Annotated in this window: 21 protein-coding genes and 1 pseudogene; 4 read left to right on the forward strand and 18 right to left on the reverse strand. The window is 40.2% G+C overall.

All coding sequences use genetic code 11. From position 1 onward, the window contains the following. Positions 1-91: 91 nt before the first annotated feature. The 9 genes and pseudogenes from aroG to rsmI form a co-directional block, all read right to left on the reverse strand. Positions 92-1,177: a 3-deoxy-7-phosphoheptulonate synthase AroG gene (gene aroG / locus L4F92_RS06695; protein WP_268739388.1), complete on the reverse strand. Its 1,086-nt coding sequence runs from the start codon at positions 1,175-1,177 to the stop codon at positions 92-94. A 133-nt stretch (positions 1,178-1,310) separates the two neighbouring features. Beyond that, on the reverse strand, positions 1,311-2,564 hold the full coding sequence (gene lolE, locus L4F92_RS06700) for a lipoprotein-releasing ABC transporter permease subunit LolE (RefSeq protein ID WP_250363141.1): 1,254 nt from the start codon (positions 2,562-2,564) through the stop codon (positions 1,311-1,313). Continuing rightward, positions 2,565-3,254: a lipoprotein-releasing ABC transporter ATP-binding protein LolD gene (lolD, locus tag L4F92_RS06705; protein ID WP_250363142.1), complete on the reverse strand. Its 690-nt coding sequence runs from the start codon at positions 3,252-3,254 to the stop codon at positions 2,565-2,567. Positions 3,255-3,320: 66 nt separating this feature from the next. Beyond that, on the reverse strand, positions 3,321-4,511 hold the full coding sequence (locus L4F92_RS06710; protein WP_250364572.1) for a lipoprotein-releasing ABC transporter permease subunit: 1,191 nt from the start codon (positions 4,509-4,511) through the stop codon (positions 3,321-3,323). A 59-nt stretch (positions 4,512-4,570) separates the two neighbouring features. Continuing rightward, positions 4,571-5,512, reverse strand: a complete 942-nt coding sequence (locus L4F92_RS06715; RefSeq protein WP_250363143.1) for a 2-hydroxyacid dehydrogenase — start codon at positions 5,510-5,512, stop codon at positions 4,571-4,573. Positions 5,513-5,596: 84 nt separating this feature from the next. Beyond that, positions 5,597-6,568 (reverse strand): HTH-type transcriptional regulator CysB, encoded by a 972-nt coding sequence (cysB, locus tag L4F92_RS06720; protein ID WP_250351673.1) that lies wholly within the window; start codon positions 6,566-6,568, stop codon positions 5,597-5,599. A gap of 42 nt (positions 6,569-6,610) precedes the next feature. Further along, positions 6,611-7,519 (reverse strand): annotated as a pseudogene (gene rluB, locus L4F92_RS06725) (23S rRNA pseudouridine(2605) synthase RluB); the annotation flags it as partial. A 158-nt stretch (positions 7,520-7,677) separates the two neighbouring features. Next, the gene (locus L4F92_RS06730; RefSeq protein WP_250350041.1) at positions 7,678-8,301 is read right to left on the reverse strand and encodes an L-threonylcarbamoyladenylate synthase; all 624 of its coding nucleotides are present in this window, start codon (positions 8,299-8,301) and stop codon (positions 7,678-7,680) included. A 93-nt stretch (positions 8,302-8,394) separates the two neighbouring features. After that, complete coding sequence (gene rsmI / locus L4F92_RS06735; protein WP_250350040.1) at positions 8,395-9,237, reverse strand: 16S rRNA (cytidine(1402)-2'-O)-methyltransferase; 843 nt, start codon at positions 9,235-9,237, stop codon at positions 8,395-8,397. Positions 9,238-9,312: 75 nt separating this feature from the next. On the opposite strand from rsmI, the gene L4F92_RS06740 reads away from it, so the two are divergent. The 4 genes from L4F92_RS06740 to dolP are packed head-to-tail and all read left to right on the forward strand — an operon-like array spanning position 9,313 to position 12,631. Then, the gene (locus L4F92_RS06740) at positions 9,313-11,037 is read left to right on the forward strand and encodes a penicillin-binding protein activator (protein ID WP_250363145.1); all 1,725 of its coding nucleotides are present in this window, start codon (positions 9,313-9,315) and stop codon (positions 11,035-11,037) included. Positions 11,038-11,039: 2 nt separating this feature from the next. Beyond that, the gene (locus tag L4F92_RS06745) at positions 11,040-11,402 is read left to right on the forward strand and encodes a YraN family protein (RefSeq protein WP_250350038.1); all 363 of its coding nucleotides are present in this window, start codon (positions 11,040-11,042) and stop codon (positions 11,400-11,402) included. Between the two features lie 15 nt (positions 11,403-11,417). Beyond that, entirely contained in the window at positions 11,418-12,002 is a 585-nt protein-coding gene (locus tag L4F92_RS06750; protein ID WP_250350037.1) for a D-sedoheptulose-7-phosphate isomerase, read from the forward strand. 35 nt (positions 12,003-12,037) lie between these two features. Continuing rightward, positions 12,038-12,631 (forward strand): division/outer membrane stress-associated lipid-binding lipoprotein, encoded by a 594-nt coding sequence (dolP, locus tag L4F92_RS06755; protein ID WP_250363146.1) that lies wholly within the window; start codon positions 12,038-12,040, stop codon positions 12,629-12,631. Between the two features lie 89 nt (positions 12,632-12,720). Here the strand turns inward: dolP and oppF are convergent, their stop codons facing one another. The 9 genes from oppF to L4F92_RS06800 all read right to left on the reverse strand — a co-directional run bounded on the left by oppF (position 12,721) and on the right by L4F92_RS06800 (position 24,914). After that, positions 12,721-13,698, reverse strand: a complete 978-nt coding sequence (gene oppF / locus L4F92_RS06760) for a murein tripeptide/oligopeptide ABC transporter ATP binding protein OppF (protein WP_250363147.1) — start codon at positions 13,696-13,698, stop codon at positions 12,721-12,723. Position 13,699: 1 nt separating this feature from the next. Further along, positions 13,700-14,689, reverse strand: coding sequence for an ABC transporter ATP-binding protein (locus tag L4F92_RS06765; RefSeq protein ID WP_250363148.1), 990 nt, complete (start codon positions 14,687-14,689; stop codon positions 13,700-13,702). A gap of 9 nt (positions 14,690-14,698) precedes the next feature. After that, the gene (gene oppC / locus L4F92_RS06770) at positions 14,699-15,610 is read right to left on the reverse strand and encodes an oligopeptide ABC transporter permease OppC (protein WP_250363149.1); all 912 of its coding nucleotides are present in this window, start codon (positions 15,608-15,610) and stop codon (positions 14,699-14,701) included. A 15-nt stretch (positions 15,611-15,625) separates the two neighbouring features. Next, positions 15,626-16,546: an oligopeptide ABC transporter permease OppB gene (gene oppB / locus L4F92_RS06775; RefSeq protein WP_250350032.1), complete on the reverse strand. Its 921-nt coding sequence runs from the start codon at positions 16,544-16,546 to the stop codon at positions 15,626-15,628. A 79-nt stretch (positions 16,547-16,625) separates the two neighbouring features. After that, positions 16,626-18,266 (reverse strand): ABC transporter substrate-binding protein, encoded by a 1,641-nt coding sequence (locus tag L4F92_RS06780; RefSeq protein ID WP_250363150.1) that lies wholly within the window; start codon positions 18,264-18,266, stop codon positions 16,626-16,628. 274 nt (positions 18,267-18,540) lie between these two features. Further along, entirely contained in the window at positions 18,541-20,178 is a 1,638-nt protein-coding gene (locus tag L4F92_RS06785) for an ABC transporter substrate-binding protein (RefSeq protein ID WP_442778839.1), read from the reverse strand. A 472-nt stretch (positions 20,179-20,650) separates the two neighbouring features. Continuing rightward, positions 20,651-22,837: a DNA helicase II gene (uvrD, locus tag L4F92_RS06790; RefSeq protein ID WP_250363152.1), complete on the reverse strand. Its 2,187-nt coding sequence runs from the start codon at positions 22,835-22,837 to the stop codon at positions 20,651-20,653. 102 nt (positions 22,838-22,939) lie between these two features. Continuing rightward, positions 22,940-24,031 carry a 23S rRNA (cytidine(2498)-2'-O)-methyltransferase RlmM gene (gene rlmM / locus L4F92_RS06795; RefSeq protein ID WP_250363153.1) on the reverse strand — a complete coding sequence of 364 codons (1,092 nt, stop codon included), beginning with the start codon at positions 24,029-24,031 and terminating at the stop codon, positions 22,940-22,942. Continuing rightward, positions 24,024-24,914, reverse strand: coding sequence for a transcriptional regulator GcvA (locus L4F92_RS06800; RefSeq protein ID WP_250350475.1), 891 nt, complete (start codon positions 24,912-24,914; stop codon positions 24,024-24,026). The genes rlmM and L4F92_RS06800 overlap by 8 nt, the downstream gene beginning before the upstream one ends. Positions 24,915-25,206 lie beyond the last annotated feature (292 nt).

The raw sequence follows: 25,206 nt of genomic DNA on the forward strand, positions 1-25,206 counted from the left end.
TTTGATCTGCCTCGCAAAAAATAACCTTACCTGAAAAATATAAAAAAGACTGAATTTTCTCAATTCAGCCTTTCTCTCTACAAAAATCCAATTAGCGATTTACACGACGACGAGCGATTACAGCGTTTGAAAGTTGCTCCAATACCAATTCTGAATCTTCCCAGCCAATGCAAGCATCGGTGATACTTTGTCCGTAAACCAATTCTTTACCATCCACAAGATCTTGTCTGCCTTCTACCAAATGGCTTTCAATCATCACACCAAAAATTTGATTTGAACCCTGTGCAATTTGCTGACACACATCAGCACAAACCTCTAATTGTTTTTTAAATTGCTTACTGCTGTTTGCGTGACTGAAATCCACCATAACGTGTGGAATACGACCGCTCTTCTCAATACTTTCACAGACCTCATTGACATCTTTTGCACTGTAATTTGGTCCTTTATCGCCACCACGTAAAATAATATGGCAATCTGCATTTCCTTTAGTGGAAACAATGGCAGAATGACCAAATTTTGTTACCGAAAGGAAATAATGCGGGGCTTCTGCTGCACCAATCGCATCAAGAGCAATGCGTACACCACCATTGGTTGCATTTTTAAAACCCACTGCACAAGATAAGCCCGAAGCTAATTCACGGTGAACTTGCGATTCCGTCGTTCTTGCCCCGATTGCCCCCCAACTCATAAAATCAGCAACATATTGCGGTGTGATCATATCCAAAAATTCGCCTGCTGCTGGCACTTCTAAATTATTAATATCCAACAATAATTTGCGCGCAATACGTAAGCCATCATTTAACGCATAACTGTTGTTGAGATAAGGATCGTTAATCAATCCTTTCCAACCTACGGTTGTACGCGGTTTTTCAAAATAGACACGCATAATAATTTCTAAACTATCTTGATATTTCTCACGCATTGCTTTGATTCGTTGTGCATATTCCAATGCAGATTTCGGATCGTGAATAGAACAAGGCCCAATAACCACAAGCAAACGATCATCTTTGCGATGAATAATATTGTGTGCTTGTTGGCGAGCTTTTTTTACGGTGTTAATTGCCACGTCGCTTGCTGGATATTTTTCAATTAACGCAATAGGTGGTAACACCTGCTCTACGTTGCCAATTCGGGTATCGTCGTTAGCAATATAAATATCATTTTTGCTTTTTGTCATACATCACTCTCTTACATCTTGATTTGTCTTTGATCATCACTTGCTTATTCGTATTGCGAATACTGAATTGCGTGTCAATGTAACACGCATTTTTGTACTAGTAAACTAGTTTAAAGATATTATTAATAAATTTTTAATGACTGCTTAAAACTTGTGCAGGTTGTAATTTCGCTGCCCGACTTGCTGGATACAAACTGGCAATTAAACTTAACACTAATGCCACCAAAAAAACCACGGCAATATCTTGCCAATGTAGTTCGCTCGGTAAAAAATCCACGAAATACACACCATCAGAAAGTAGCTTTCTGCCAATTAAAAATTCAATGCCTTTAATTAATTGCGTGAGATTTAATGCCGTTATGCAACCTAGCACTAACCCAATTACACAGCCTTTCATTCCAGCCAGTAAACCATACCAGATAAAAATTCGTTTAATAAAGCGATCATTTGCGCCGAGCGTGCGCATAATCGCAATATCGCCCTGCTTATCTTTCACCGCCATAATCAAGGTTGAGATAATATTAAAACAAGCCACGCCAATCACTAGCACCATCGCTAAATACATTACGGTGCGAATAAGCTGAATATCGCGATACATATAGCCAAATTGGCTAATCCAATTTTGCGCGGATAAAAACTGTGGATACTGTTGCAAGGTAGGATAATTCAACTGTTGCACGGCAAAAGGGTGTTGCACCTTAAGTTCTATCCCGCTGACTTCATCCGCCGAATAATCCAAAAATTGCTGTGCGGTGGCAAGCGGAATTAACGCATAGCGGTGATCGAGCTGTCCATCAAGGCGTAAAATTCCTGTAATCTGAATACGCTCACGCATTGGCTGAGTAAAATGATCGGAGCCATCTGATTGCGAAATTAATAGGGTAACCCAATCTCCTTCTTTCACCGCTAATTCACGCGCAATGCCAGATCCTAATACCAATCCCCCTTCACGGGAGAAACGCTGCCAGCCATCACCTAATACAAATTGCCCTAAGGCGCTCACCTGATCTTGCTTGTCGGCTTCAACCCCTTTGACTTGCACCACTTTTAGCTTGGTGCCATTTTCTACCAATGCGGTAAAGCTCACAAAAGGGGAACTTGCCACCACGTTAGGATCCTGTTTTAAAAGTGCGGTTAAATTTTGCCAATTTTTTATTGCTGTGCTATCGCCCTGTTCAGAATAGGCTGAAATCTCAACATGTGGCACAACAGCTAAAATTCGCTTATTCAGCTCACGTTCAAAGCCGTTCATTGCACTTAACCCCACAATCAATACCATTACGCCCAGTGCAATACCAAGGGTAGAAAACATTGAAATCAGCGAAACCAAACGGTTTTTTTGCTTCCCTCGCTGATAACGCCAGCTAATAAAAAAAGGTGCGTTCATCTAGCTTTCTCCACGCAATACGCCGTCTTGCATCACCATTCGGCGAGACAATTTCGCCGCCAACTGCAAATCGTGAGTCACCAATAAAAAGGCAATTTTTTGCTCTTGGTTTAATTTCAAAATAAGTTCAAAAATGCTTTCCGTGGTTTTACGATCCAAATTCCCTGTGGGTTCATCGGCTAACACTAAAGCGGGCTGATTCACTAAAGCACGGGCAATGGCAACCCGCTGACGCTCACCACCAGATAAGGCAGAAGGACGATGTTTAATGCGATGAGATAAGCCAACCGCTTGTAGCATTTGTTCTGCACGATCTTGTGCCTCACTACGCGATTGTTTACCAATTAGCATTGGCATCATCACGTTTTCTAACGCACTAAAATCCGCCATTAAATGATGAAATTGATAAACAAAGCCCATATAGTGATTGCGTAATTTTGCTAATTCGTCGGCGCTGGTTTGCTGCAAAGATTGCCCTTTAATGAACACTTCCCCACTGGTTGGCTGATCTAAGCCACCTAGCGTATGTAATAACGTACTTTTGCCTGAACCTGAACTGCCCACAATCGCCACTAACTCGCCTTCTTCCATTGAAAAAGTAACCTCTTTTAGCACTGACGTTCGGTTTTCCCCTTCTTGGTAAACCTTGCTTAACTGTTGGCAGCTGAGTAAAATTTGCTTCTCTGTCATTCTTTTCTCGTTTTTTCTGTTTTATCATTAAAATCGCGTAAAAAAGCACCGCACTATAGGATCACATTATTCATAGCGCAATGCTTCTGCTGGCTCAATTCGTGCTGCGCGGTAAGCTGGATAAATGGTTGAACATAAAGAAAATAATAAGGATAGCGCAACAATAATCACAATCTGTGAATAATTGAGTTCTGTTGGCAAACGAATATTTTCTGGATTAAACCACGCCATAAGGAAATCTAAATTTAACGTGGTTAGCACACCAAGCAGCGTGCCAATCAGCGTTCCAGTAATCCCAACCAATAACCCTTGCCAAATAAACAGACTGCGTACTTGAGATTTATTTAACCCTTGCGTTTGCAAAATCGCGATTTCCCCTTGTTTATCCACTACCATTAAGCTAAGCGAAGTAACAATATTTGAGATGGCAACCACAATAATCAGGCTAATCAGCAAGCCCATCATATTTTTTTCCATTTTGACTGCTTGGAAAAATTCCCCTTTCTGGCTACGCCAATCGACTATCTGCCATTTCTCTGGGCTGAAATATTGAGAAAGTTTGGTAATATCAAAAGGATCAGCCAAAAATAAGCGATAACCTTGCATTTGCTGTGGCGGAATACGCATCAATCGACCAATATCTGAAAGATTGGCAAACACGGCGTTTGTGTCATTTTGCCCTGAAGCAAAATAAATATCGCTAATGGTAAATAAACGCTGTACTGGCACGCGCCCAAAGGGCGTGTATTGGCTATTTTCGGTGATCATTAAACGCACTTTATCACCAATCTGTAAATGCAATTTTTGTGCTAATTGCGCACCAATCAGCAATTTAAATTCACCTGCTGGCAATAATTGTTCAAAAGTCTGCGCCTGAAAATGTGCTAATAAGGGATCATCAGAAAAGTGTTGAATACCGATCACTTGTCCTGCACTCACGCCCTGTGGCGCTTGCAAAATGACATTCGTGGTATTAATAGGAATCGCTCGCTGTACGAAAGCTGGCATTGTGGGAATGGGCGCAGCAAGGGATAAATTCCCCGATTTTGGCGTCATTATGGCGTGGGGAATCGTGGAAAGCACTTGTTTTTTTTGCTGATTTTCCAAGCCATTCATTACCGAAAGCACGATGATTAATGCCATAATGCCTAGCACAATGCCCATCATCGCAAGATTGGTGACTAATCGCCCAAAGCGATCTGCACTTTTCGCACGCCAATAGCGTAGGGCAATAAATAAAGAAATCGGTAAATTCATCATAAATATTTATCAAAATTTCCCCTGCTGAACAGGGGAAATGTCGTCCTGCAATAAAATTATTTGCCTGTTGCGACAAATTCTTCCATATTTTGTGTCACTTTTTTCACCAAAATTTCCACCGCACCATCCGATGCCCAAGCAATGTGCGGGGTAATAATTAAATTTGGTAAACGCGTTGCCGCTTGAATAAGTGGGTTATCTTTCTCAGGTGGCTCTTTCACTAATACATCTAACGCTGCGGCGGCAATTGTGCCATTTTCCAATGCTTCCACTAAGGCTTTTTCATCCACTAAAGGCCCACGCCCTGTATTGATTAAATACGCCGTCGGCTTCATTAATTTTAAGGTTTCCGCATTGATCAAATTTGTGGTGTCTGGCGTTAAAGGGCAATGTAAGGTAACAATATCCGCCTCTTGTAACACTTGCTCAAAAGGTAAATATCCCTCACGCACTGTTGTAGCCCCTTTGCGTTCCGCATAAATCACTTTCATTCCTAAGGCTTCAGCTAAACGGCCGATTTCTTTCCCCAGATTGCCTTTGCCTACAACGCCTAAGGTAGAGCCTTTTACATCGGTGATGGGGTAATCAAAATAACAAAACTGTTTGCTATTTGCCCATTTTGCACTGAGTTGATCCTTATACCAATTCATTAAACTGTGTTTTAAGGCAAAAATTAAACCCAAAACGTGTTCAGGCACGGTAACAGAAGAATAACCTGTAACATTTTTCACGACAATCCCAAGTGCTTTGGCTGCCTCTAAGTCCACATTATTTGTACCCGTAGCTGTGATCGCAATTAATTTCAATTTAGGGAGCTGTTTCATTGTTTCGCGATCAAACACGACCTTACTAGTAATGACAATATCAGCCTCTTTCGCCCGTTCAATGGTTTGCTCTGGTGAAGTATGCGCATATTCCACCCATTGATGTTCAAAATTTGGGCGTGGAATGGGAATGTGTTTTGGAATGGCTGTGCTATCAAGAAAAACAATTTTCATAAAATGCTCCTTATCTCTATTTAGGGATATCCTTTACCTTCAAAATTCACCTGCATCGTATTGCTAAATAGTGGCGGTAACAAACTAGCGAACTTCTAGCATCACGTCATCAAATAATTTTTTTACCGCATTGTTATCGTGTAAACGCTCCGCTTGCTCCACCATTGGGCGGGTTAAGTGCGGTGAAAACATATTGATAAAATCGTACATATAATTACGTAAGAAAATGCTATGTTTGAACGCAATCTGCGTCATACTCGAACGGAAAATATGGCTGGCATCAATGGCAACCAGATCGTTATCTTCTGGCGTGTGTGCCATTGAAGCCATAATGCCAACCCCTAAGCCTAATCGGACATAAGTTTTAATCACATCTGCATCGGTCGCGGTAAACACAATATTCGGCAACAATCCTGCGCTGTTAAAAGCATAATCTAAATCAGAAACGCCCGTAAAACCAAAGGTATAGGTTACCAGTGGATAGTTGCCTAATTCTTCAATAGTGAGATGTTTACATTTTGCCAAAGGGTGATCCGGTTTTACAACCACCGAACGATTCCATAAATAACACGGCAATAGAACCAAATCATCAAATAAATATTGCGCTTCCGTGGTGATCGCTAAATCCACTTCTCCCGAAAGCAAGGCATCGTAAATTTGCGTGGGTGAACCTTGATGAATATGCAGGCTCACATCAGGATATTTCTTGGAAAACCGCTCTACCACAGAAGGCAACATATAACGCGCTTGCGTGTTGGTGGTGGCGATGCGTAACACGCCGTGATTAGGCTGCGTATATTCATCTGCGACGGCTTTAATGCTTTGGGTTTTCACCAATAATTCTCGCGCAATCGCGACAATTTTTTTGCCCGCTGGGGTAAGTGCTTTGATATGTTTGCCGTTACGCTCAAAAATCTCTAAGCCTAATTCATCTTCCAACAACCGCACTTGTTTGCTAATCCCCGGTTGCGAGGTAAACAAGGTATTTGCTGCTTCCGTTACATTCAAATTTTGATTTACGATTTCAACGATATAGCGTAATTGCTGAATTTTCATCATCACTCCTTGATTAAAGTGCGGTGCTTTTTTGTTACATTTTTAGGCTTTTTTATAACGTTTATTGATGTCCGCATAACGTTTCACTGCACGGCGGATTTGCCCCGTTTTGGCTCGTCTGCGTTGTTTAGTCACATCTAATTTGCTTTGCGTCTCTGGTTCAAGCCCAACTAATTCACGCAAATAATTGACATTGGTGAGATCCATTTCTTCCCATCCGCCACGCGGTAAGGTTTTCATTAATTTAATATTGCCGTAACGAATACGGATCAAACGGCTCACTTGAATGCCTTGCGATTCCCATAAACGGCGAACCTCACGATTACGCCCTTCCATTAGGGTAACATCAAACCATTGATTCATCCCCTGCCCGCCCATTGGCTTAATGGCTTTGAAATTGGCTGGCCCATCTTCTAACTGAACCCCTTTGCGTAAACGGGCGATCATTGCTTCATCGACCTGCCCAAATACGCGCACGGAATATTCACGTTCCACTTCTCGACTTGGGTGCATTAAGCGATTCGCCAATTCGCCATCCGTAGTAAATAATAATAAACCTGAGGTATTAATATCTAAACGCCCAACAGCAATCCAACGCGAACCTGTCAAACGTGGTAAGCGATCAAACACGGTGGCACGGCCTTCAGGATCGTGGCGTGTGCAGAGTTCGCCTTCGGGTTTGTAATACATCAACACGCGACACACTTCTTTTTGTGCTTGTTGTAAATTCACCAGATGTCCATCAATACGAATTTTTAAATTTGCGTTTACCACAACGCGATCACCGAGTGTTGCCATTTTGCCGTTTACGCTGACCCGATTGGCGGCGATCATCGCTTCAATTTCACGGCGAGAACCTTGTCCTGCGCGCGCCAATACTTTTTGTAATTTTTCCCCTTCGACTTTATGCGCCACAGAAAGTGCGGTCTTTTTTACCACACTTTTTTCTTTGCTTTCTACGTTTGATACGAAAGGCTTGTCTGTACGTTTTCTTTCAGTGTTATTTTTTTCAGCAAAACGCATTCCTTTGGTGGCATTGCGTTGCGAATAAGATGTTGATTTCATATTTCCTCTTGTCGCTTTCCCAAGCGTCTAACAATTTGAAAAGATTAAATAAATGGCGTAATTGAACCACTACCTTCACGCAAGATTACTGGCGTGTTGTCGGTTAAATCCACCACGGTTGTCGGCGCTTGTCCTAAATAGCCACCGTTAATAATTAAATCCACTTGATGTTCTAAACGATCGCGAATTTCTTCAGGATCAGATTGGGTAATACCTTCTTCCCCGGGCAACATTAAAGAACAAGATAAAATCGGCTCGCCCAAGGCATTCAATAAGGCTAACGCAATTTGATTATCTGGCACGCGTAAGCCAATGGTTTTACGTTTTGATGTCATTAAGCGGCGTGGCACTTCTTTCGTGGCGGTGAGAATAAAGGTATAACGCCCCGGTGTGTTATTTTTAATCAGTCGATACGCCACATTGTTCACCGTGGCATAAGTTGAAAGCTCTGATAAATCGCTACACACCAAAGTGAAATTATGATTTTCTGGCAGTTGGCGAATTTGCACAATGCGATCCATTGCGTGCTTATCACCGAGCATACAACCTAAGGCATAGCCTGAATCCGTCGGGTAAACAATCACCCCGCCTTGTTTCAACATATCCACCGCTTGATTAATTAAACGCGGCTGCGGATTTTCTGGGTGTATATAAAAAAACTGGCTCATAACCTTTATCCTGTAATAATAAACTTGGGCATTATACCGAAATTCCCCGTTGATTATAGGGTTGAGGGAAAATAAATTTGTACGAAAATCACGTTACAAATTCTCCAACCCAAACTGATACAACGCATTTTTCTTATAACCATAAAGCTCGGCGACAATAGCCGCGGCTTTTTTGAGTGGAAGTTCTTTTGCGATAAGTGCTAAGGCTTTGATGGCTTGTGGTGAAAAACTTTCCTCCTCGCACTTCACATTGCCTTCTACAATCAGCACCATTTCGCCTTTGCTGCGATTTGGATCGTCACTGACCCATTGACGTAATGCCCCTATCTCATCACCATAAATCGTTTCCCACGTTTTAGTCAGCTCTCGTGCTAGCACTACATAACGTTCTGCACCGAACACCTTTTCTATATCCGCAAGACAATCTAAAATGCGGTGGGTGGATTCATAGAAAATCAAAGTGCGGTCTTCTTTTGCAAGATTTTCTAATTTATCGCAACGTGCTTTGGATTTGGCAGGCAAAAAGCCTTCAAAGCAAAAACGATCAGACGCAATGCCTGAGGCACAAAGCCCCGCAATCGCCGCACACGCGCCGGGAATTGGGACGATTTTAATCCCCGCTTGGCGACACTTTCTGACTAAATGAAAGCCCGGATCGCTAATCAGTGGCGTACCCGCATCAGAAATTAATGCAATGCTTGTCCCTTGCAACAGTTTTTCGCATAAAATATCGGCTTTTTGTTGTTCATTATGATCGTGCAGTGCAAAAAAAGGCTTTTTAATGCCGTAATGGCTGAGCAATAAACCACTATGGCGGGTATCTTCAGCGGCAACTAAATCCACTTGTTCCAATACTTGTAAGGCACGTTGCGTAATATCCTGCAAATTGCCAATGGGTGTTGCCACGATATATAAAATTCCAGTTAAATTGTCCATTTTTACTTCTTTTATTTGATTTTAATTATTGAGATAAGTAAGATCCCCGAGATTGTTTTCAACAACGGAGTAATTATGACTATTCTATTACAACGCATTAATTTAAAAAATCAATTAATGCCTTTTTTATTTGCATTGCTCTTAGCAGGCTGTACCAATTTATTCGGAAACAGTTTCACAAATGTGCTGAAAAACGATGCAAATGCCAGTTCTGAATATTACATCAATCAAATTCAACGCACGCAAAATCTTGAAGATCAACAAACCTATAAATTACTTGCCGCACGTGTGTTAGTGCGTGAGAATAAAATCCCTCAAGCTCAAGCGATGTTAGCAGAATTAAACGATCTCAATGAAGAACAGCTACTTGATAAAGCGATCATTGAAGCGCATATTGCGGCAGTGAAAGGAAATAATAAAGCGGCGGATAGCCGTTTAAAAGCGATTGATCTTGCTTTATTAAGCCCTTCGCAAAAAGCACGTTACTATGAAGTGGTTGCACGCGTGGCAAAAAATCGTAATCAAATTATGAATGCCGTGAAAGCGCGTATTCAAATTGATTCCCTATTAACAGACAGCCAAAGAAAACAAGAAAATAATGACCGCACTTGGGCATTATTACGTAATGCAAATCGTGGCTTAATTAACAACACATCGGCAGAAGGCAGTGCCGCATTAGGTGGCTGGTTAGCATTAGCTAAAGCATATAATGATAACTTAAATCACCCAGCACAATTAAGCCAAGCCTTACAAAGCTGGAAAGCGGCTTATCCAAGACATAGCGCAAGTTATCTCTTCCCAACAGAATTGCAAGGGTTATTTAATTTCCAACAAACACAATTAAACCAAATTGCCCTACTGCTTCCATTAAGTGGCGATGCGCAGATCATTGGTAGCACCATTAAACGCGGATTTGATGATGCAAGAGGGAATTCGGATATTCAGGTTAAAGTTTTTGATACCCTTGCTACGCCAGTGGAAAATATCATTGAACAAGCCAAACTAGAGGGAATTAATACCATTGTCGGTCCGTTGTTAAAACAAAATGTAGATAAATTAACCAACCGCCCTGACTTATTGCAAGGGCTAAACGTGCTTACCTTAAATTCTACTGAAAATTCTCGAGCGATTGGTCAGCTCTGCTATTATGGCTTAGCGCCTGAAGACGAAGCTGAATCTGCCGCAAATCGCATTTGGGATCAAGGTATTCAAAACCCATTTATCATTGTGCCACAAAGCGATCTTGGTCGCCGTACGGCCTCTGCATTTAACACCCGCTGGCAACAACTTTCGGGTACAGATGCCAATATTAAATTTTATAATAATGCCGATGACATCACTTATACGCTCCAATCAGGCTTAAGCCAACCTATTCAAGCGTTATATATTGTGGCAACGAACAATCAGCTTAGTGATATTAAACTGGCAATTGATAATAGCAATATTAACCTGAAGTTATTCGCAAGTTCACGCAGTAATTCCTCAAACAATACGCCTGAATATCGCTTATTAATGGATGGGTTAGAATTTAGTGATATTCCCTTCTTTAAAGATGTAGATTCTGCACAATATAAAAAAGTAGCAAGCGTTACCAATGGTGATTACTCCTTAATGCGTTTATATGCTATGGGTGCTGATGCGTGGTTGTTAATCAATCAATTTAATGAATTACGTCAAGTTCCGGGATTCAATATCAACGGTTTAACCGGTAAATTAAGTGCGGGTCCGAACTGTAATATCGAACGAGAAATGACGTGGTATCAATACCAAAATGCCTCCGTGGTGGTATTAAGCAATTAATTATGTTTAAATCTAAACGTCATCAAGGGGCGAGCTTTGAGCAACAAGCTCGCCTTTTTTTACAATCCAAAGGGCTAAAATTTATTGCCGCCAACCAACACTTTAAATGTGGTGAACTTGATTTGATTATGCAAGATGGCGATACCATTGTGTTTGTCGAAGTGCGGCAAAGAAAAAATGATTTTTTTGGCTCTGCGGTGGAAAGCGTAGATTGGCAAAAACAGCAAAAATGGTTAGATGCCGCCAATATGTGGCTGGCTAAACAAGATTGTAGCCTCGAAGATACCGATTGTCGTTTTGATTTAGTGGCATTTGGTAATACAATACAAGACCTACAATGGATTCCCAATTTTCTTGATGAATAAGCCTGATAAATCACAATGTTAGATAAAATAAAAGATCTTTATAGCGAAAGCATACAAACCCAGATTTCAGCCTCAAGCTTATTGCCCAATGCAATTTTTCAAGCCGTGCAAAACATCGTCGCCTGCTTATTGCGTGGTAATAAAATTATTGTCTGCGGGCAAGGGCGATCTTACGCCAATGCACAATTTCTGGTGGCGAATTTACTCAATCGCTATGAATTAGAACGCCCGAGCTTTCCCTCTGTACTATTGAGTTTAGATAATGCGATTGGCTCCGCCATTATCGCCGATCGCCCTAAACAGCAATTTTATCAACGCCAATTTAATGCCGTCGCACAACAAGGGGATCTGTTGGTGGTATTTTCCCCTTTTGGTAATGAAGAAATGGTGCTAGATACCATTAATTCCGCACTAAATAAAGAAATCAGTGTCATCGCATTAACGGGCGCGAATAACGATCATATTCAAGGCTTTCTGACAGAACAGGATTTGGAAATCACCGCACCAACAGTAAAAGAAAGCCGTATTTTGGAGCATCATCTCTTTATTATTAATACGATTTGTGAGTTAATTGACCACACGCTTTTTTCTCATTCCTAGCACTCAACCGCTTACAACCCAAAAGGAGTACAACAATGAAAACAAGGAATTTAAAAAAACTAGCCCTAATTCTCGGCAGCGCATTCTTACTACAAGGCTGCGTTAGCGCCACGGTTGCCGGCATTGTTGGGGCAACAGCCGTAGCAACAAAAGTCGCCACCGATCCAAGAACAGTGGGAACACAGGTTGATGATGAAACCCTTGAAGAAAAAGTTCTACACGCCATTAATAAAGATCAACAACTTGATAGCGAAGCTCGAATCAATGTGGTTTCATATGGCGGAAGGATTCTACTTATCGGGCAAGTGCCAAATGAAAATCTAAAAGAAATTGCCACAGGGCTTGCCAAAGGTGTTGATAATGTTTCTGAAGTTTATAATGAACTGCGAGTAGGTTCCCCTATCTCTCTTGGACAAATCAGTCAAGATAGCTGGATCACCACCCAAATTAAATCCAAACTCTTTGTCAATTCAGGGGTAAAAGCCACTGATGTAAAAGTCATCACAGAAAACGGTGAAGTGTTCTTAATGGGAAACCTCACTCAACAACAAGCTGATGCCGCAACAGAGGTTGCTCGCAATGTGGCTGGGGTTGTAAAGGTTATCAAGGTATTTAAATATTTAAACTAATCCGATTATTAAGTGCGGTGCTTTTTCTTTGATTTTTACGATAAAAAATCTATTGAAAAAATACCGCACTTTAATTTCAACTGCCACAGTTATACTTTAAAGCAAGCAACCAAATGCTGATTATTCCCCGTTAAACGCGGTTTGCTTAATGTACATTCTGTATCCGCTAATGGGCATCGAGTACGAAACACGCAACCAGAAGGGGGATTGATCGGGGAAGGGAGATCACCTTCGAGTAGCTGAATTTTTTTACCTCGTTCCAAATTCGGATCTGGGATTGGCACAGCAGACATCAACGCTTTGGTGTAAGGATGCTTGGTTTCGTGATAGACCTTGTCATAAGTCCCCAACTCCACCGCATTACCTAAATACATCACCAGAACGCGATCAGAAATATGTTTTACCACAGCTAAATCGTGTGCAATAAAAATCAGTGATAACCCCATTTCTTTTTGCAACGATTTAAGTAAATTGACCACCTGTGCTTGAATGGAAACATCAAGAGCAGAAACAGGTTCATCACAGATAATCAGTTTAGGCTCAATAATCAATGCACGAGCAATGCCAATACGCTGACACTGACCGCCCGAAAATTCGTGTGGATAGCGGTTAATTAAATTTGGCAATAAGCCTACTTTTAACATCATTGCTTGCACACGCTCTTTGACTTCTTGTGCAGATAAATGCGGGAAGTAAATCTTCAGTGGCTCAGCAATAATATTTCCAATCGTCATTCTTGGATTGAGTGATGCCAAGGGATCTTGGAAAATCATTTGAATATCTTTACGCGTGCTGTGCCACTGTTTTTCGCTTTGTTGGCTGAGATCGTTACCTAGCCACAAAATATTGCCACCTGCGGATTTCACCAAACCAATAATCGAACGAGCAAGAGTGGATTTTCCACAGCCAGACTCGCCTACCACGCCTAAGGTTTCTCCTTCATATAATTTAAACGAGACGTGGTTTACCGCGTGCAAGGTTTGCTTTTTCTTAAATAAAAAGCCTTCGTTGCTTTGCACGTTGAAATGTACGCTAAGATCTTCGACTTCAAGTAATAATTTTTTCATCTTAATTTCCTCTTAGCAGCTGAGTAGGAGCAATAAAACACGCGCGTAAACGATTTTGTGCAAATTCCTCTAATAATGGGCTATCTTTACATTGTTCCGTGGCAAATTGGCAACGTGGGCTAAACGGGCAGCCCGTTGGCAAATGTAATAAATTCGGTGGATTGCCCGGAATCGTTAAGAGTTTATCTTCTTCAGAATCTAAGCGTGGCACTGCATTGATTAAACCAATGGAGTAAGGATGCGTTGGCTGATAGAAAATTTCTTTCGCTGAGCCATATTCCATTGTTCTTCCCGCATACATCACCAGCACTTGATCACAGCTCCCTGCCACCACGCCGAGATCGTGAGTAATCATAATAATTGCTGTATTAAACTCGTGTTTTAACTCATTTAATAAGGTCATAATCTGTGCTTGTACTGTTACATCTAAGGCGGTGGTTGGTTCATCAGCAATCAATAATTTTGGACGGCATAATAATGCCATTGCGATCATAACACGCTGACGCATCCCGCCAGAAAATTCGTGTGGATACATTGCCATTCGTTTACGTGCTTCTGGCATTTTCACCGCATCTAACATTTTTACAGATTCTTCAAAGGCTTGCTTATAGCTGTACCCTTTATGTAAGACCAGCACTTCGGTTAGCTGCTCGCCAATTTTCATATAAGGATTTAACGAGGTCATTGGATCTTGGAAAATCATCGCAATTTGCTCCGCTCTTAAGCGATTTAATTGTGATGAGGATAAACCTAAAATTTCTTCTCCATTAAAACGAGCAGAACCAGAGGTTTTACCGTTATCCGCCAATAATCCCATTAATGCAAAGGCAGTTTGTGATTTGCCCGAGCCTGACTCCCCAACAATACCGAGGGTTTCCCCTGCGTTGAGGGTAAAGGTTAAATTATTCACGGCGGTAACCTCACCATCTGGTGTTTTGAAGGTGACTCTTAAATCTTGTACATCAAGGAGAGGGTGTTTTTCGTTTTTCATTTTCTCACCTTATCGATCTTTTGGATCAAGCGCATCACGCAAGCCATCACCAATAAAATTAAAACAAAATAATGTAATTACTAAAAAAACCGCTGGAAAAATCAATAGCCAAGGGGTGGCTTCCATTGATTTTGCCCCATCATTTAATAATGCGCCCCAGCTACTAAGTGGTTCTTGCGTACCTAGCCCTAAGAAACTTAAAAAGGATTCAAATAAGATCATTCCCGGCACGAGTAAAGAGGCATAAACCACGACAACGCCTAACACATTTGGAACGATGTGTCGCCATACAATTTGCCGAGGCGAAACGCCACATACAATCGCTGCTTCGATAAATTCTTTACGTTTGAGACTGAGCGTTTGTCCACGCACGATACGCGCCATATCCAACCAAGAGACCATTCCTATTGCCACGAAAATAAGCAAAATATTTTGCCCAAAGAAGGTCACCAATAGGATCACAAAAAACATAAAGGGGAAAGAATATAAGATCTCTAAAATACGCATTAAAATGGCATCGGTTTTGCCGCCCACATAACCCGCTGTTGCCCCATAAAGCGTACCAACTAAAACGGCGATAAATGCACCGGCAATCCCTACTAATAAGGAAATTCGTCCACCAATGGCAAGGCGAACCAGCAGATCTCGCCCTAATCCGTCTGTGCCTAAATAATGCATTGATTCAACATCTGGCGGTGAAGCCATCATTGCCCAATCCGTGTCATCATAGCTAAAAGGCATTAACATTGGCGCAAAGGTGACAAAAAGTAAAATTAAAAATAGCACAAATAAGCTCATCACCGCCGCTTTATTACGGAAAAAACGGCGTCTTGCATCTTGCCATAAACTGCGTCCTTCAACCTGTTCTAATTGCTCGCCCAATTTTTCCATCAGTGCTTGATTTTCTTTTGTTTTTATCATTTTTTCAGCACTCCATTAATAACGAATTTTCGGATCAATCACCGCATATAAAATATCGACGATGGCATTAAAAACAATGGTTAATGTTCCCACTAAAATGGTTAAACTGAGTACTAAAGAATAATCTCGGTTTAACGCGCCATTAACAAAAAGCTGACCAATTCCGGGCAAAACAAAAATGCTTTCAATCACCATTGATCCGGTAATAATCCCAACGAATGCCGGCCCCATATAAGAGATCACAGGTAATAACGCGGGACGTAACGCGTGTTTTAAGATAATACGCGACATCGGTAATCCTTTCGCTTTTGCCGTACGGATAAAATTTGAATGCAATACTTCAATCATTGAACTACGCATAATTCGAGCAATGCTGGCAATATAGGATAAAGAAAGCGCAATCATTGGTAAGATAATATTACTTAACTGTCCCCCTTCCCAGCCGCCAGAGGGAAGCCATTTCAGCGTAATCGAAAAAATTAATATTAACAACGGCGCAACAACAAAACTCGGTACAACAACGCCTGTCATTGCAAAGGTCATTATTAAATAATCTAGCCACTTGTTTTGCTTTAATGCCGCAATCACGCCAGCAGAAATGCCACATATTAGTGCGATTAAAAAGGCAGAAAAACCTAACTTTAAGGAAACAGGGAAAGATTGTGCAACAAGCTGATTAACCGTGTAATCCTTATATTTAAAGGAAGGGCCAAAATCACCGTGTGCTAAATCTTTCAAATAAATCCCATATTGCACCATAAGTGGCTCATTTAAGTGATATTTTGCTTCGATATTTGCGATCACTTCTGGGGGGTAATTTTTTTCACTGGAAAATGGACTACCGGGGGCAAGTCGCATCATAAAAAAAGAAACCGTGATTAAAATAAATAGGGTTGGGATCGCCTCTAAGATACGGCGAAAAATTAATTTAAGCATAATGTTATCCCATAAAGATAAAAATAACGAAAAAAACACCCGCACTTAATAATGTAAACAATGTGCGGGTGCAAAAAGATTAATGTTTAATAATATAAACGTCTTTTAAATAATAATTTTGTGCAGGATGTGCATAAGCAAAACCTTTCACCCAAGGCTTAATCAGGCGAGGCTGCACATAATGATAAACGGGGATCAGTGCAGTATCATTGTCTAATATTTGCTCTGCTTGTGCATAAATTTCAGCACGTTGTTCATCATTTTGTGCGTTAAATGCGGAAGCAATCAAGGCATCATAAGCAGCGTTTTTATAGAATGCTGTATTATTTGCACTGTTAGATAAATAATAATTTAAGAACGTACTCGCTTCATTATAATCGGCACACCAACCCGCACGCGCTACATCAAAATTACCTTGATGACGCGTATCTAGATAGGTTTTCCATTCCTGATTTTCTAGGGTTACATTGACAACCCCTTGTAAATTTTTCTTCCAAATAGATTGTGCTGCACTCGCCAATTTCTTATGGTTGTCTGAGGTGTTATACAATAAGTTAAAACTTAATGGGTGTGATTTATCAAATCCCGCTTCTTTCAATAGGTTAAGCGCAGCTTGATTACGCTGATCTTGTGTCCAATTCGCCCATTCAGGATTTGCCATTTTTTCCGCGCCATTGATAAATGGTGGGGTAAAAATATAAGCAGGTTTTTGACCTTGTTGTAAGATTTTATCCGTTAAAATTTCACGCTCTAACGCTAAAGACAAAGCTTTACGCACTTTAGGGTTATCAAATGGCGCTTTGGCGGTGTTAATTTCATAAAGATAAGTACAAAGTTGCGGGGCGTGTGTTAATTCATCGCCCAACTCTTTTTTGACTTTGGCATAAAGCTCAATTGGAATTTCTTTTCCTGTCATATCTTCATCACCAGCACGGTAACGAGAGACATCTATTGAAGCGGATTCAATCGGCAATAATACGATTTTTTCTAATACGGTATGTGCATTATCCCAATAATATGGATTACGTTCTAATTCCGCTTTTTCATTAACCACCGCGGATTTTAATACAAACGCCCCATTACCAACTAAATTCCCGGGTTTTGTCCAATTATCACCAAACTGTTCTACGACGTGTTTATTCACTGGCGCTAGTACATAATGTTCAACCAATTTATCCACATAAGGAACGGATTCCGTTAAATGCAACACTAACGTATGATCGTCTTTCGCCTCCACACCTAACTCAGCGGGTGAAAGTTTGCCAGCAATCACTTGATCAGCATTTTTTAATTTAACGAACTCAAGGAAGCTTGAATAAGGTGAGGCTGTTTTAGGATCGGCTAAACGTTGCCAAGCATAGACAAAATCACCAGCCATCACCGGCTCGCCATTAGACCATTTCGCTTCAGGGCGTAAATGGAATGTCCACGTTTTAAAGTCGTCACTGTGTTCCCAAGAACTCGCCGCACCGGGTATAATATGCCCTTTCGCATCAGAAATCACTAATGTTTCATATAGTTGACGTGCATAATTCCCCTCAACATCGCCTTCCATTTTCTGAGGATCAAGGGTGGCAGGGTTTGAATTCACATTCCAGATTAATTCTTGCTTATCCGCTAATTGCGTGCCTTCTGGCACATTCGCCGCCATTGCAGTCCCTACTGATAAAGACAATCCTAATAACGCCGACAGTAATGATTTTTTAAATAAAGTGTGCATATTTACTCCTGATTTTTTATAAAATGGTCTTAATTAATAAAGGAATTTTTTAAACTTGTAAATAAGAAATTGCGAAATCATTGGGAATTGTCTTATTTGAGATTCATTGACACATTTCATTTATGAAAATAACGAAAAAAATGTGTATTATCTAAAGTGATGTAGGTTTAATGCTTCAAAAAAACGTATGCTGAAAATAATGTAAACAATACAACGAGACAATGTCTCGCTGTATTAGTTTAAAATGCTGCTGTAATAGGTTCTGGGCTACCGCTTAATGTTTAATAATATAAACATCTTTTAGATAATAATTTTGCCCCGGATGTTGTACCGCAAAACCTTTTACCCAAGGTTTGATCAGACGAGGAGACACATAATTATATACAGGAATAAGTGCGGTATCTTTTTCTAACACTTTTTCTGCCTGTGCATAAATTTCTGCTCTTTTTTCTTCCATTGGCTCATTAAATGATGAAGAAACCAATCTATCATATTCTGCACTTTTATAAGAAGAGATATTATTTGTGCTATTAGATAGATAGTAATTCAGAAACGTCGTCGCTTCATTATAATCTGCACACCATCTAACTCGCGCAACCTCAAAATCACCTTGATGTAAAGAATCGAGATAAGTTTTCCACTCCTGATTCTCTAAGGTAACATTTACGATACCTTGTAAATTTTTCTTCCAAATGGCTTGTGTTGCACTGGCTAATTTTTTGTAGTTATCTGAAGTGTTGTACAACAACTTAAAATTCAGAGGATGGTTGCTATCAAATCCAGCTTCTTTTAATAATTTTATTGCCTCTTGATTACGCTGTGTTTGTGACCAATTAGCCCATTCTGGTTTTGTAATCTTTTCCCCTCCATTAATAAACGTTGGAGTAAAGCTATAAGTAACATTCTGTCCTTGTTGTAATACTTTATCCGTTAAGAGGCTACGTTCTAACGCCAAAGATAATGCCTTACGTACCTTAACATCATTAAATGGTGATTTTTGCATATTGACTTCATACATATAGGTACAAAGTAATGGCGTATGATAAAGTTCATCAGGCAAATCATTTTTAATTTTTATATAAGATTCAATTGGCATTTCACCATGAGTCACATCTTCATCACCAGCACGATAACGAGCCACATCAGTTGAAGAAGACACAATAGGTAATAAAGTTACCCTGTCTAATCGCGTATGTTTATTATCCCAATAATATGGATTACGTTCTAATTCCGTTTTTTCATTCACCACAGCTGATTTTAAAATAAATGCCCCGTTTCCAACTAAATTACCCGGTTTAGTCCATTCACTGCCAAACTGCTCTATCACTTTTTTATTTACTGGTGCAAGTACGATATACTCAACTAATTTATCAACATAGGGAACAGGTTCTATCAAATGAAGGACTAAAGTATGCTCATCTTTTGCTTCAACGCCCAATTCGCTTACAGGTAGCTTACCTGATACAACTTGAGCTGCATTTTTTAATTGCACAAATTCTAAAAAGGTTGCATAAGGTGCAGCGGTATTTGGATCAGCTAAACGTTGCCAAGCATACACAAAATCCCCTGCAACAACAGGATCACCATTAGACCATTTTGCATTTGGACGTAAATGAAAGGTCCACGTTTTAAAATCATTGCTATGTTCCCAAGAAATTGCCGCACCGGGTTTTATCCTTCCTTTTTCATCAGAAATAACTAAAGTTTCAAATAATTGCTGAGCATAATTTGTTTCAACAACGCCCTCTATTTTTTGTGGATCTAAGGTTGCTGGATTAGCCCCCACATTCCATACTAATTCTTGTTTTTCCGCCAAAAGCGTTCCTTCTGGCACTTCGGCAGCATAAAGCTGACCAGCAGCTAAAGCCCCTAACATTACAGCAAGTACTGATTTTTTAAACATCATTGGCATATTGACCTTCCATAATTACCACTAAATAAATATTTAATCACATATAGTGAAATTTTATTCAAAAATTAAAGCATAACTTTCATTGTTATGCAAAAGAAATTTTGCCAATCAAACGTTAAATTAGATAATAAAATTAATGCTCCTCTATGGGTTATTTTGGCTAAATGCTGACAAGTCGGCAATAAATGTTAGTTATGCTTAAGATAACGATTTATTATTTAACTTGTTGATTATATTTAGTCATAAAAATTTGCACCTTGATGAGTTAGTGGCTTACTCCAGCTTTTAAGACAAATCAAAAAGCCCCTCACTTTTTTTTAATTGAGGGGAAATATTGCTCCTACTGCCTTACAAACATTCGCTCTAAGCAATTACATATTGCATAAAAAATACCGCACTTTGATGTTAGAGAATGATATAAACTCATAAAAAACAAAGTGCGGTGTCTTTTTAGTGAGTTTTTAATTTGTGTTTAGGATAACTTCTCTAGCTTCGCCAATGCCGCAATCAGCCATTTAATCCCCTCTCCTTGAAAAGCGATTTGTAGTCGGGTGTTATTGTCTTCACCTTCCACATTAATAATTGTGCCATTACCAAATTTAGCGTGTCTAACTTTTTGTCCCATTCGCCATTCGCTATCATTTTTGGCTTTATGACTATTTAACGAACCGACGGCAGCACGATTATACGCACGCGTCACCGTGCCTCGTAAACGCACTTCTTGAATACAATCTTTTGGTAATTCTTCAATAAAACGAGAAGGAATATGGCGTTCTTCTTTGCCATATAATCGGCGGCTTTCCGCATAGCTAATGGTAAGTTTTTGCTTGGCTCGGGTGATGCCAACATAAGCCAGACGGCGTTCCTCTTCTAAACGCCCCGGTTCTTCAAAAGAACGGAAGCTCGGAAATAAACCTTCTTCCACCCCAATCATAAACACACGTGCAAATTCTAACCCTTTGGCGGAATGCAATGTCATCATTTGTACGCTAGATTGATGTGGCGAAGCCTGTTCTTCCCCAGCCTCTAAAGAGGCGTGGGTGAGAAATGCCATTAAATCTGTCATTTCTTCCGCTTCATCTGGTTTAATAAATTCTCGAGTTGCACTTACCAGTTCTTCCAAATTTTCGATCCGCACTTCACCTTTTTCACCTTTCTCCTGCTTATACATTTCATACAAGCCGGAGTGTTTAATGACAAAATCAGTTTGGGCAAATAGTGGCATTTCTGCACTATCTTGTTGTAAGGAATTAATTAATTCAGTAAAACGCAATAAAGCGGTTGCTGCCCGTCCTGCTAACATATTTTCCTGAATGGCAACTTGAATGGCTTGCCATAGAGTAATTTGTCGCTCACGGGTTAATTGACGTAACACATCTAAGGTTCGATCGCCAATCCCTCGAGCTGGTGTGTTGATCACTCGCTCAAAGGCGGCATCATCAAAGCGATTGGCGATCAAACGTAAATACGCTAAGGCATCTTTAATTTCTTGCCGTTCAAAGAAACGCAATCCGCCATAAATTCGATAAGGAATTTGGGCGCGAATTAAGGCTTCTTCAATAACACGAGATTGGCTATTACTACGATATAAAATAGCACAATCATCTAATTTTCCACCATCATCGAGCCAGATTTTGATTTGGCTTGCCACAAATTGAGCTTCGTCAATTTCATTAAAGGCGGCATAAATCCCAACAGGATCGCCTTGCTCCCCCTCCGTCCATAAATCCTTACCAAGACGGTTACTATTATTCGCAATTAAATGGTTGGCACTGTTGAGAATATTGCCCGTAGAACGATAATTTTGCTCAAGACGAATGGTTTGTGCATTATGAAAATCTTCTAAGAAACGGTGAATATTTTCAACTTGTGCGCCACGCCAGCCATAAATAGACTGATCGTCATCGCCTACGATCATTATTTTACCCGTTTCTCCCACCAATAATTTGATCCACGCATATTGGATTTTGTTGGTATCTTGAAACTCGTCCACCAAAATATGCGAAAAACGCTGCTGATAACGTTGCAAAATTAGCGGTTTTTTCAGCCATAATTCATACGCTCGCAACAATAATTCAGAAAAATCTAACAAGCCCGCTCTATCACAAGCATCTTGATAAATTTGATAAATTTTAATCCAAGTGCGTTCTTGAATATCACCCTCATCATCAAGTTGATGCGGACGCAAACCTTCTTCTTTTTTGTTATTAATATACCAGCAAGCCTGTTTCGGCGGATACGCTTTTTCGTCGATATTATGTAGCTTAATCAAGCGTTTAATCAAACGTTGCTGATCATCACTATCTAAAATTTGAAAATCCTGTGGTAGCCCAGCATCCGCATAATGGGCGCGTAATAGACGGTGTGCAATACTGTGAAATGTGCCAGTCCACATTCCCATTATGCGTTGTGATGAATATTTCGCCAATGTTTGCTCAATTCGATGACGCATTTCTGCAGCGGCTTTATTGGTAAAGGTGACTGCCATTATACTGCCTTCAGAAATTTGCTCTACCGCAATCAACCAAGCAATACGATAAGTTAGCACTCGCGTTTTACCACTACCCGCGCCAGCTAACACTAAGTAATTGCCCAAGGGGGCGGCGACTGCCTCGCGTTGTTTATCATTTAATCCATCAAGTAATTCTGAAATATCCATCACATCACCACTGTTTTTTTATACAGTTTTAAATTATAGGGGGATTTTGCTAAAAGGCAAGAAGTGCGGTGAAATTTTTATGAATTTTCCACCGCACTTTAATTAAGGCAGTAAATAGAGATAAACGGTGATCTCTTCCCTATCGTGATACAGATGCTTTGCTTTAAGTTTGAATTTCATTCCTTGTTGATCTAAGGCTTGTTCAATCATTGCTAGGCATTCTTTCACTTCCGTATAACGTTTTTTCATTGGCAATTTTAAATTAAAAATGCTGGCTTGGCACCACCCATTAATGAACCATTTTGTAATTAATTGTGCAATGCGACTTGGCTGTTCGACCATATCACATACTAGCCAATCAATACGGCGACGTTTCGGTGGTTGAAATTTAAAACCGTCTTCAGCACAATGTTCAATGCGCCCCGTTTCGTGTAGGCTCGCTGCCATTTTGCCGTGATCTACCGCATAAACAAATAAACCACGTTTAACCAATTGATACGTCCATCCTCCTGGGCAAGCACCGAGATCGACCGCATACTGATTTTCATTTAAGTATTGGCTTTCTTTTTGTTTAGAAATAAAGGTTAAAATGGCTTCTTCTAATTTTAAGGTCGAGCGACTTGGTGCCTCTGCGGGGAATTTAAGCCGTTGAATGCCCATAAAATATGGCGAATGATTATGGTTGTACGAATACCCTACATAGCACGCTGTTGATTGCAAGAAAAAAACGTGCAACGTTAGGGTATGTTGATGATTGCCTTTGCCCTGTAAAAAGCCTTCTTTTTTCAACGCGTTACGCAGTGGCACAGTAAATTTGCGGCAAAATCCCGAAAGCTCTTTTGCTTCGTTAGTATCGGCGGTTTCCACAAATAATTCCGTGCTATTTTTGAGCTTTTTCGCCAATTCACTTTCGCGATATTGCAATAAAATAGGGCTGATGCGATCTTCAGGTGAGAGATCTTGTAATAAATCTGATACAACAATCATTTGGCGAGCAAAAATCAGTTGGTCAAAAGGCAGTTCTTGTGCCAATCGATCCGCCTCACCAGCCTGATAACATTCAAAAATCACATAACCTGAATTTGGCTCAACACGGGCGAAGCCAAAAATACCACGTTCGGCTGCTTTATCAGTAATTTCGGCGGCAAGTTCTTTTTCAAAGCCAATACGGCAATATAAGGCAAGTTTATTCATTATTGTTTCTTATTTCTTTAATTATCCATTGGCGAAATGCGAGAATTTGCTCATCATTCGCTTTATCTAATTGATTAACTACATAAAAAGATTTTGGATCTTTGAGTTGGATTGGTAACACCACTTGCAGTGTACCACGATCAATTTCTTGCTGAGCTAGCACACGGTTAGCGAGTACAATGCCTTGTCCGTGTACGGCAGCTTGCAAGGCCATAAAAGTATGGCTGAAAATAGGGCCGTGCTGAATGTCCAACGCTTTTAATTGTAAATGATTCGCCATATTTTGCCAGTTATCACGGGTATGAATATGAATCAGCGTATGTTTTTTAAGATCATCTGCTGAATATACCGGCTGTTTAGCCAATAATTTTGGTGAGGCAAGCAAGAGCAAATTTTCCTCTGCTAATTTTTCCACTTGCAGATTTTCCCACGCGCCACGTCCATAATAAATCGCAATATCAATTTCGCGGTTCAGCAATCCTTCATCTTGATCCACGCCTGTCAAGCGAACTTCAATATCTGGATAAAGGGCATTAAACCCACTTAAACGAGGCACAAGCCACTGAATGCCAAAGGTTTGGGGTACACTAATCGCAATATGTTTTTCATTTTTCTGCGTCATTAGTTTTTGCGTAACCTCAGACAAACGGCGTAAAATTTCTGTCACTTCTTTGAAATAAATCTGTCCTAACTCAGTTAGCACTAACGCTCTGTGCTGACGTTTAAATAATTCAATGCCTAAAAAATCTTCTAATAATTTAATTTGATGACTCACTGCTGCTTGGGTCACAAAGAGTTCATCCGCTGCTTTTGTGAAACTCAAATGGCGAGCCGCACATTCAAAAGCTTTCAGTGAATTCAAGGGAGGCAAACGTTTATACATAAATTCTTCTCAAATGAAAAATAATCAGTTATACTAACTCACTGATTTATCTATTAGTTTTTTTAATGCAAGGAATAAAAAAATATCCTTTGTTCTCGTCCGTACATCTCACTACAATACGCACATACTTAATGATTGGTAATTCCTTATTGGTTAAGAGTTTCGACTTAAGTATGATGTTGTGTTTGCATAGTTCGGGAAACCGAACAGAGTAACTGATTAGTTACTCATTTCACTTCCTGTATATTTTTTTGACCTAATTAGGTTAGACACCGCTCAATTGAGCGGTGTT

Source organism: Avibacterium sp. 21-595 (assembly GCF_023611905.1).
In the GTDB taxonomy this organism is placed as follows: domain Bacteria; phylum Pseudomonadota; class Gammaproteobacteria; order Enterobacterales; family Pasteurellaceae; genus Avibacterium.

What these genes read in the sequence shown, in the direction of transcription:
- L4F92_RS06780 (WP_250363150.1), bottom strand. Translation starts at nt 18,266, where the DNA reads ATGCACACTTTATTTAAAAAATCATTACTGTCGGCGTTATTAGGATTG.
- L4F92_RS06730 (WP_250350041.1), bottom strand. Translation starts at nt 8,301, where the DNA reads ATGAGCCAGTTTTTTTATATACACCCAGAAAATCCGCAGCCGCGTTTA.
- dolP (WP_250363146.1), top strand. Translation starts at nt 12,038, where the DNA reads ATGAAAACAAGGAATTTAAAAAAACTAGCCCTAATTCTCGGCAGCGCA.
- L4F92_RS06765 (WP_250363148.1), bottom strand. Translation starts at nt 14,689, where the DNA reads ATGAAAAACGAAAAACACCCTCTCCTTGATGTACAAGATTTAAGAGTC.
- lolD (WP_250363142.1), bottom strand. Translation starts at nt 3,254, where the DNA reads ATGACAGAGAAGCAAATTTTACTCAGCTGCCAACAGTTAAGCAAGGTT.
- oppC (WP_250363149.1), bottom strand. Translation starts at nt 15,610, where the DNA reads ATGATAAAAACAAAAGAAAATCAAGCACTGATGGAAAAATTGGGCGAG.
- lolE (WP_250363141.1), bottom strand. Translation starts at nt 2,564, where the DNA reads ATGAACGCACCTTTTTTTATTAGCTGGCGTTATCAGCGAGGGAAGCAA.
- L4F92_RS06715 (WP_250363143.1), bottom strand. Translation starts at nt 5,512, where the DNA reads ATGAAAATTGTTTTTCTTGATAGCACAGCCATTCCAAAACACATTCCC.
- L4F92_RS06710 (WP_250364572.1), bottom strand. Translation starts at nt 4,511, where the DNA reads ATGAATTTACCGATTTCTTTATTTATTGCCCTACGCTATTGGCGTGCG.
- L4F92_RS06800 (WP_250350475.1), bottom strand. Translation starts at nt 24,914, where the DNA reads ATGTATAAACGTTTGCCTCCCTTGAATTCACTGAAAGCTTTTGAATGT.
- cysB (WP_250351673.1), bottom strand. Translation starts at nt 6,568, where the DNA reads ATGAAAATTCAGCAATTACGCTATATCGTTGAAATCGTAAATCAAAAT.
- L4F92_RS06785 (WP_442778839.1), bottom strand. Translation starts at nt 20,178, where the DNA reads ATGCCAATGATGTTTAAAAAATCAGTACTTGCTGTAATGTTAGGGGCT.
- oppB (WP_250350032.1), bottom strand. Translation starts at nt 16,546, where the DNA reads ATGCTTAAATTAATTTTTCGCCGTATCTTAGAGGCGATCCCAACCCTA.
- aroG (WP_268739388.1), bottom strand. Translation starts at nt 1,177, where the DNA reads ATGACAAAAAGCAAAAATGATATTTATATTGCTAACGACGATACCCGA.
- L4F92_RS06745 (WP_250350038.1), top strand. Translation starts at nt 11,040, where the DNA reads ATGTTTAAATCTAAACGTCATCAAGGGGCGAGCTTTGAGCAACAAGCT.
- rsmI (WP_250350040.1), bottom strand. Translation starts at nt 9,237, where the DNA reads ATGGACAATTTAACTGGAATTTTATATATCGTGGCAACACCCATTGGC.
- oppF (WP_250363147.1), bottom strand. Translation starts at nt 13,698, where the DNA reads ATGAAAAAATTATTACTTGAAGTCGAAGATCTTAGCGTACATTTCAAC.
- L4F92_RS06750 (WP_250350037.1), top strand. Translation starts at nt 11,418, where the DNA reads ATGTTAGATAAAATAAAAGATCTTTATAGCGAAAGCATACAAACCCAG.
- L4F92_RS06740 (WP_250363145.1), top strand. Translation starts at nt 9,313, where the DNA reads ATGACTATTCTATTACAACGCATTAATTTAAAAAATCAATTAATGCCT.
- rlmM (WP_250363153.1), bottom strand. Translation starts at nt 24,031, where the DNA reads ATGAATAAACTTGCCTTATATTGCCGTATTGGCTTTGAAAAAGAACTT.
- uvrD (WP_250363152.1), bottom strand. Translation starts at nt 22,837, where the DNA reads ATGGATATTTCAGAATTACTTGATGGATTAAATGATAAACAACGCGAG.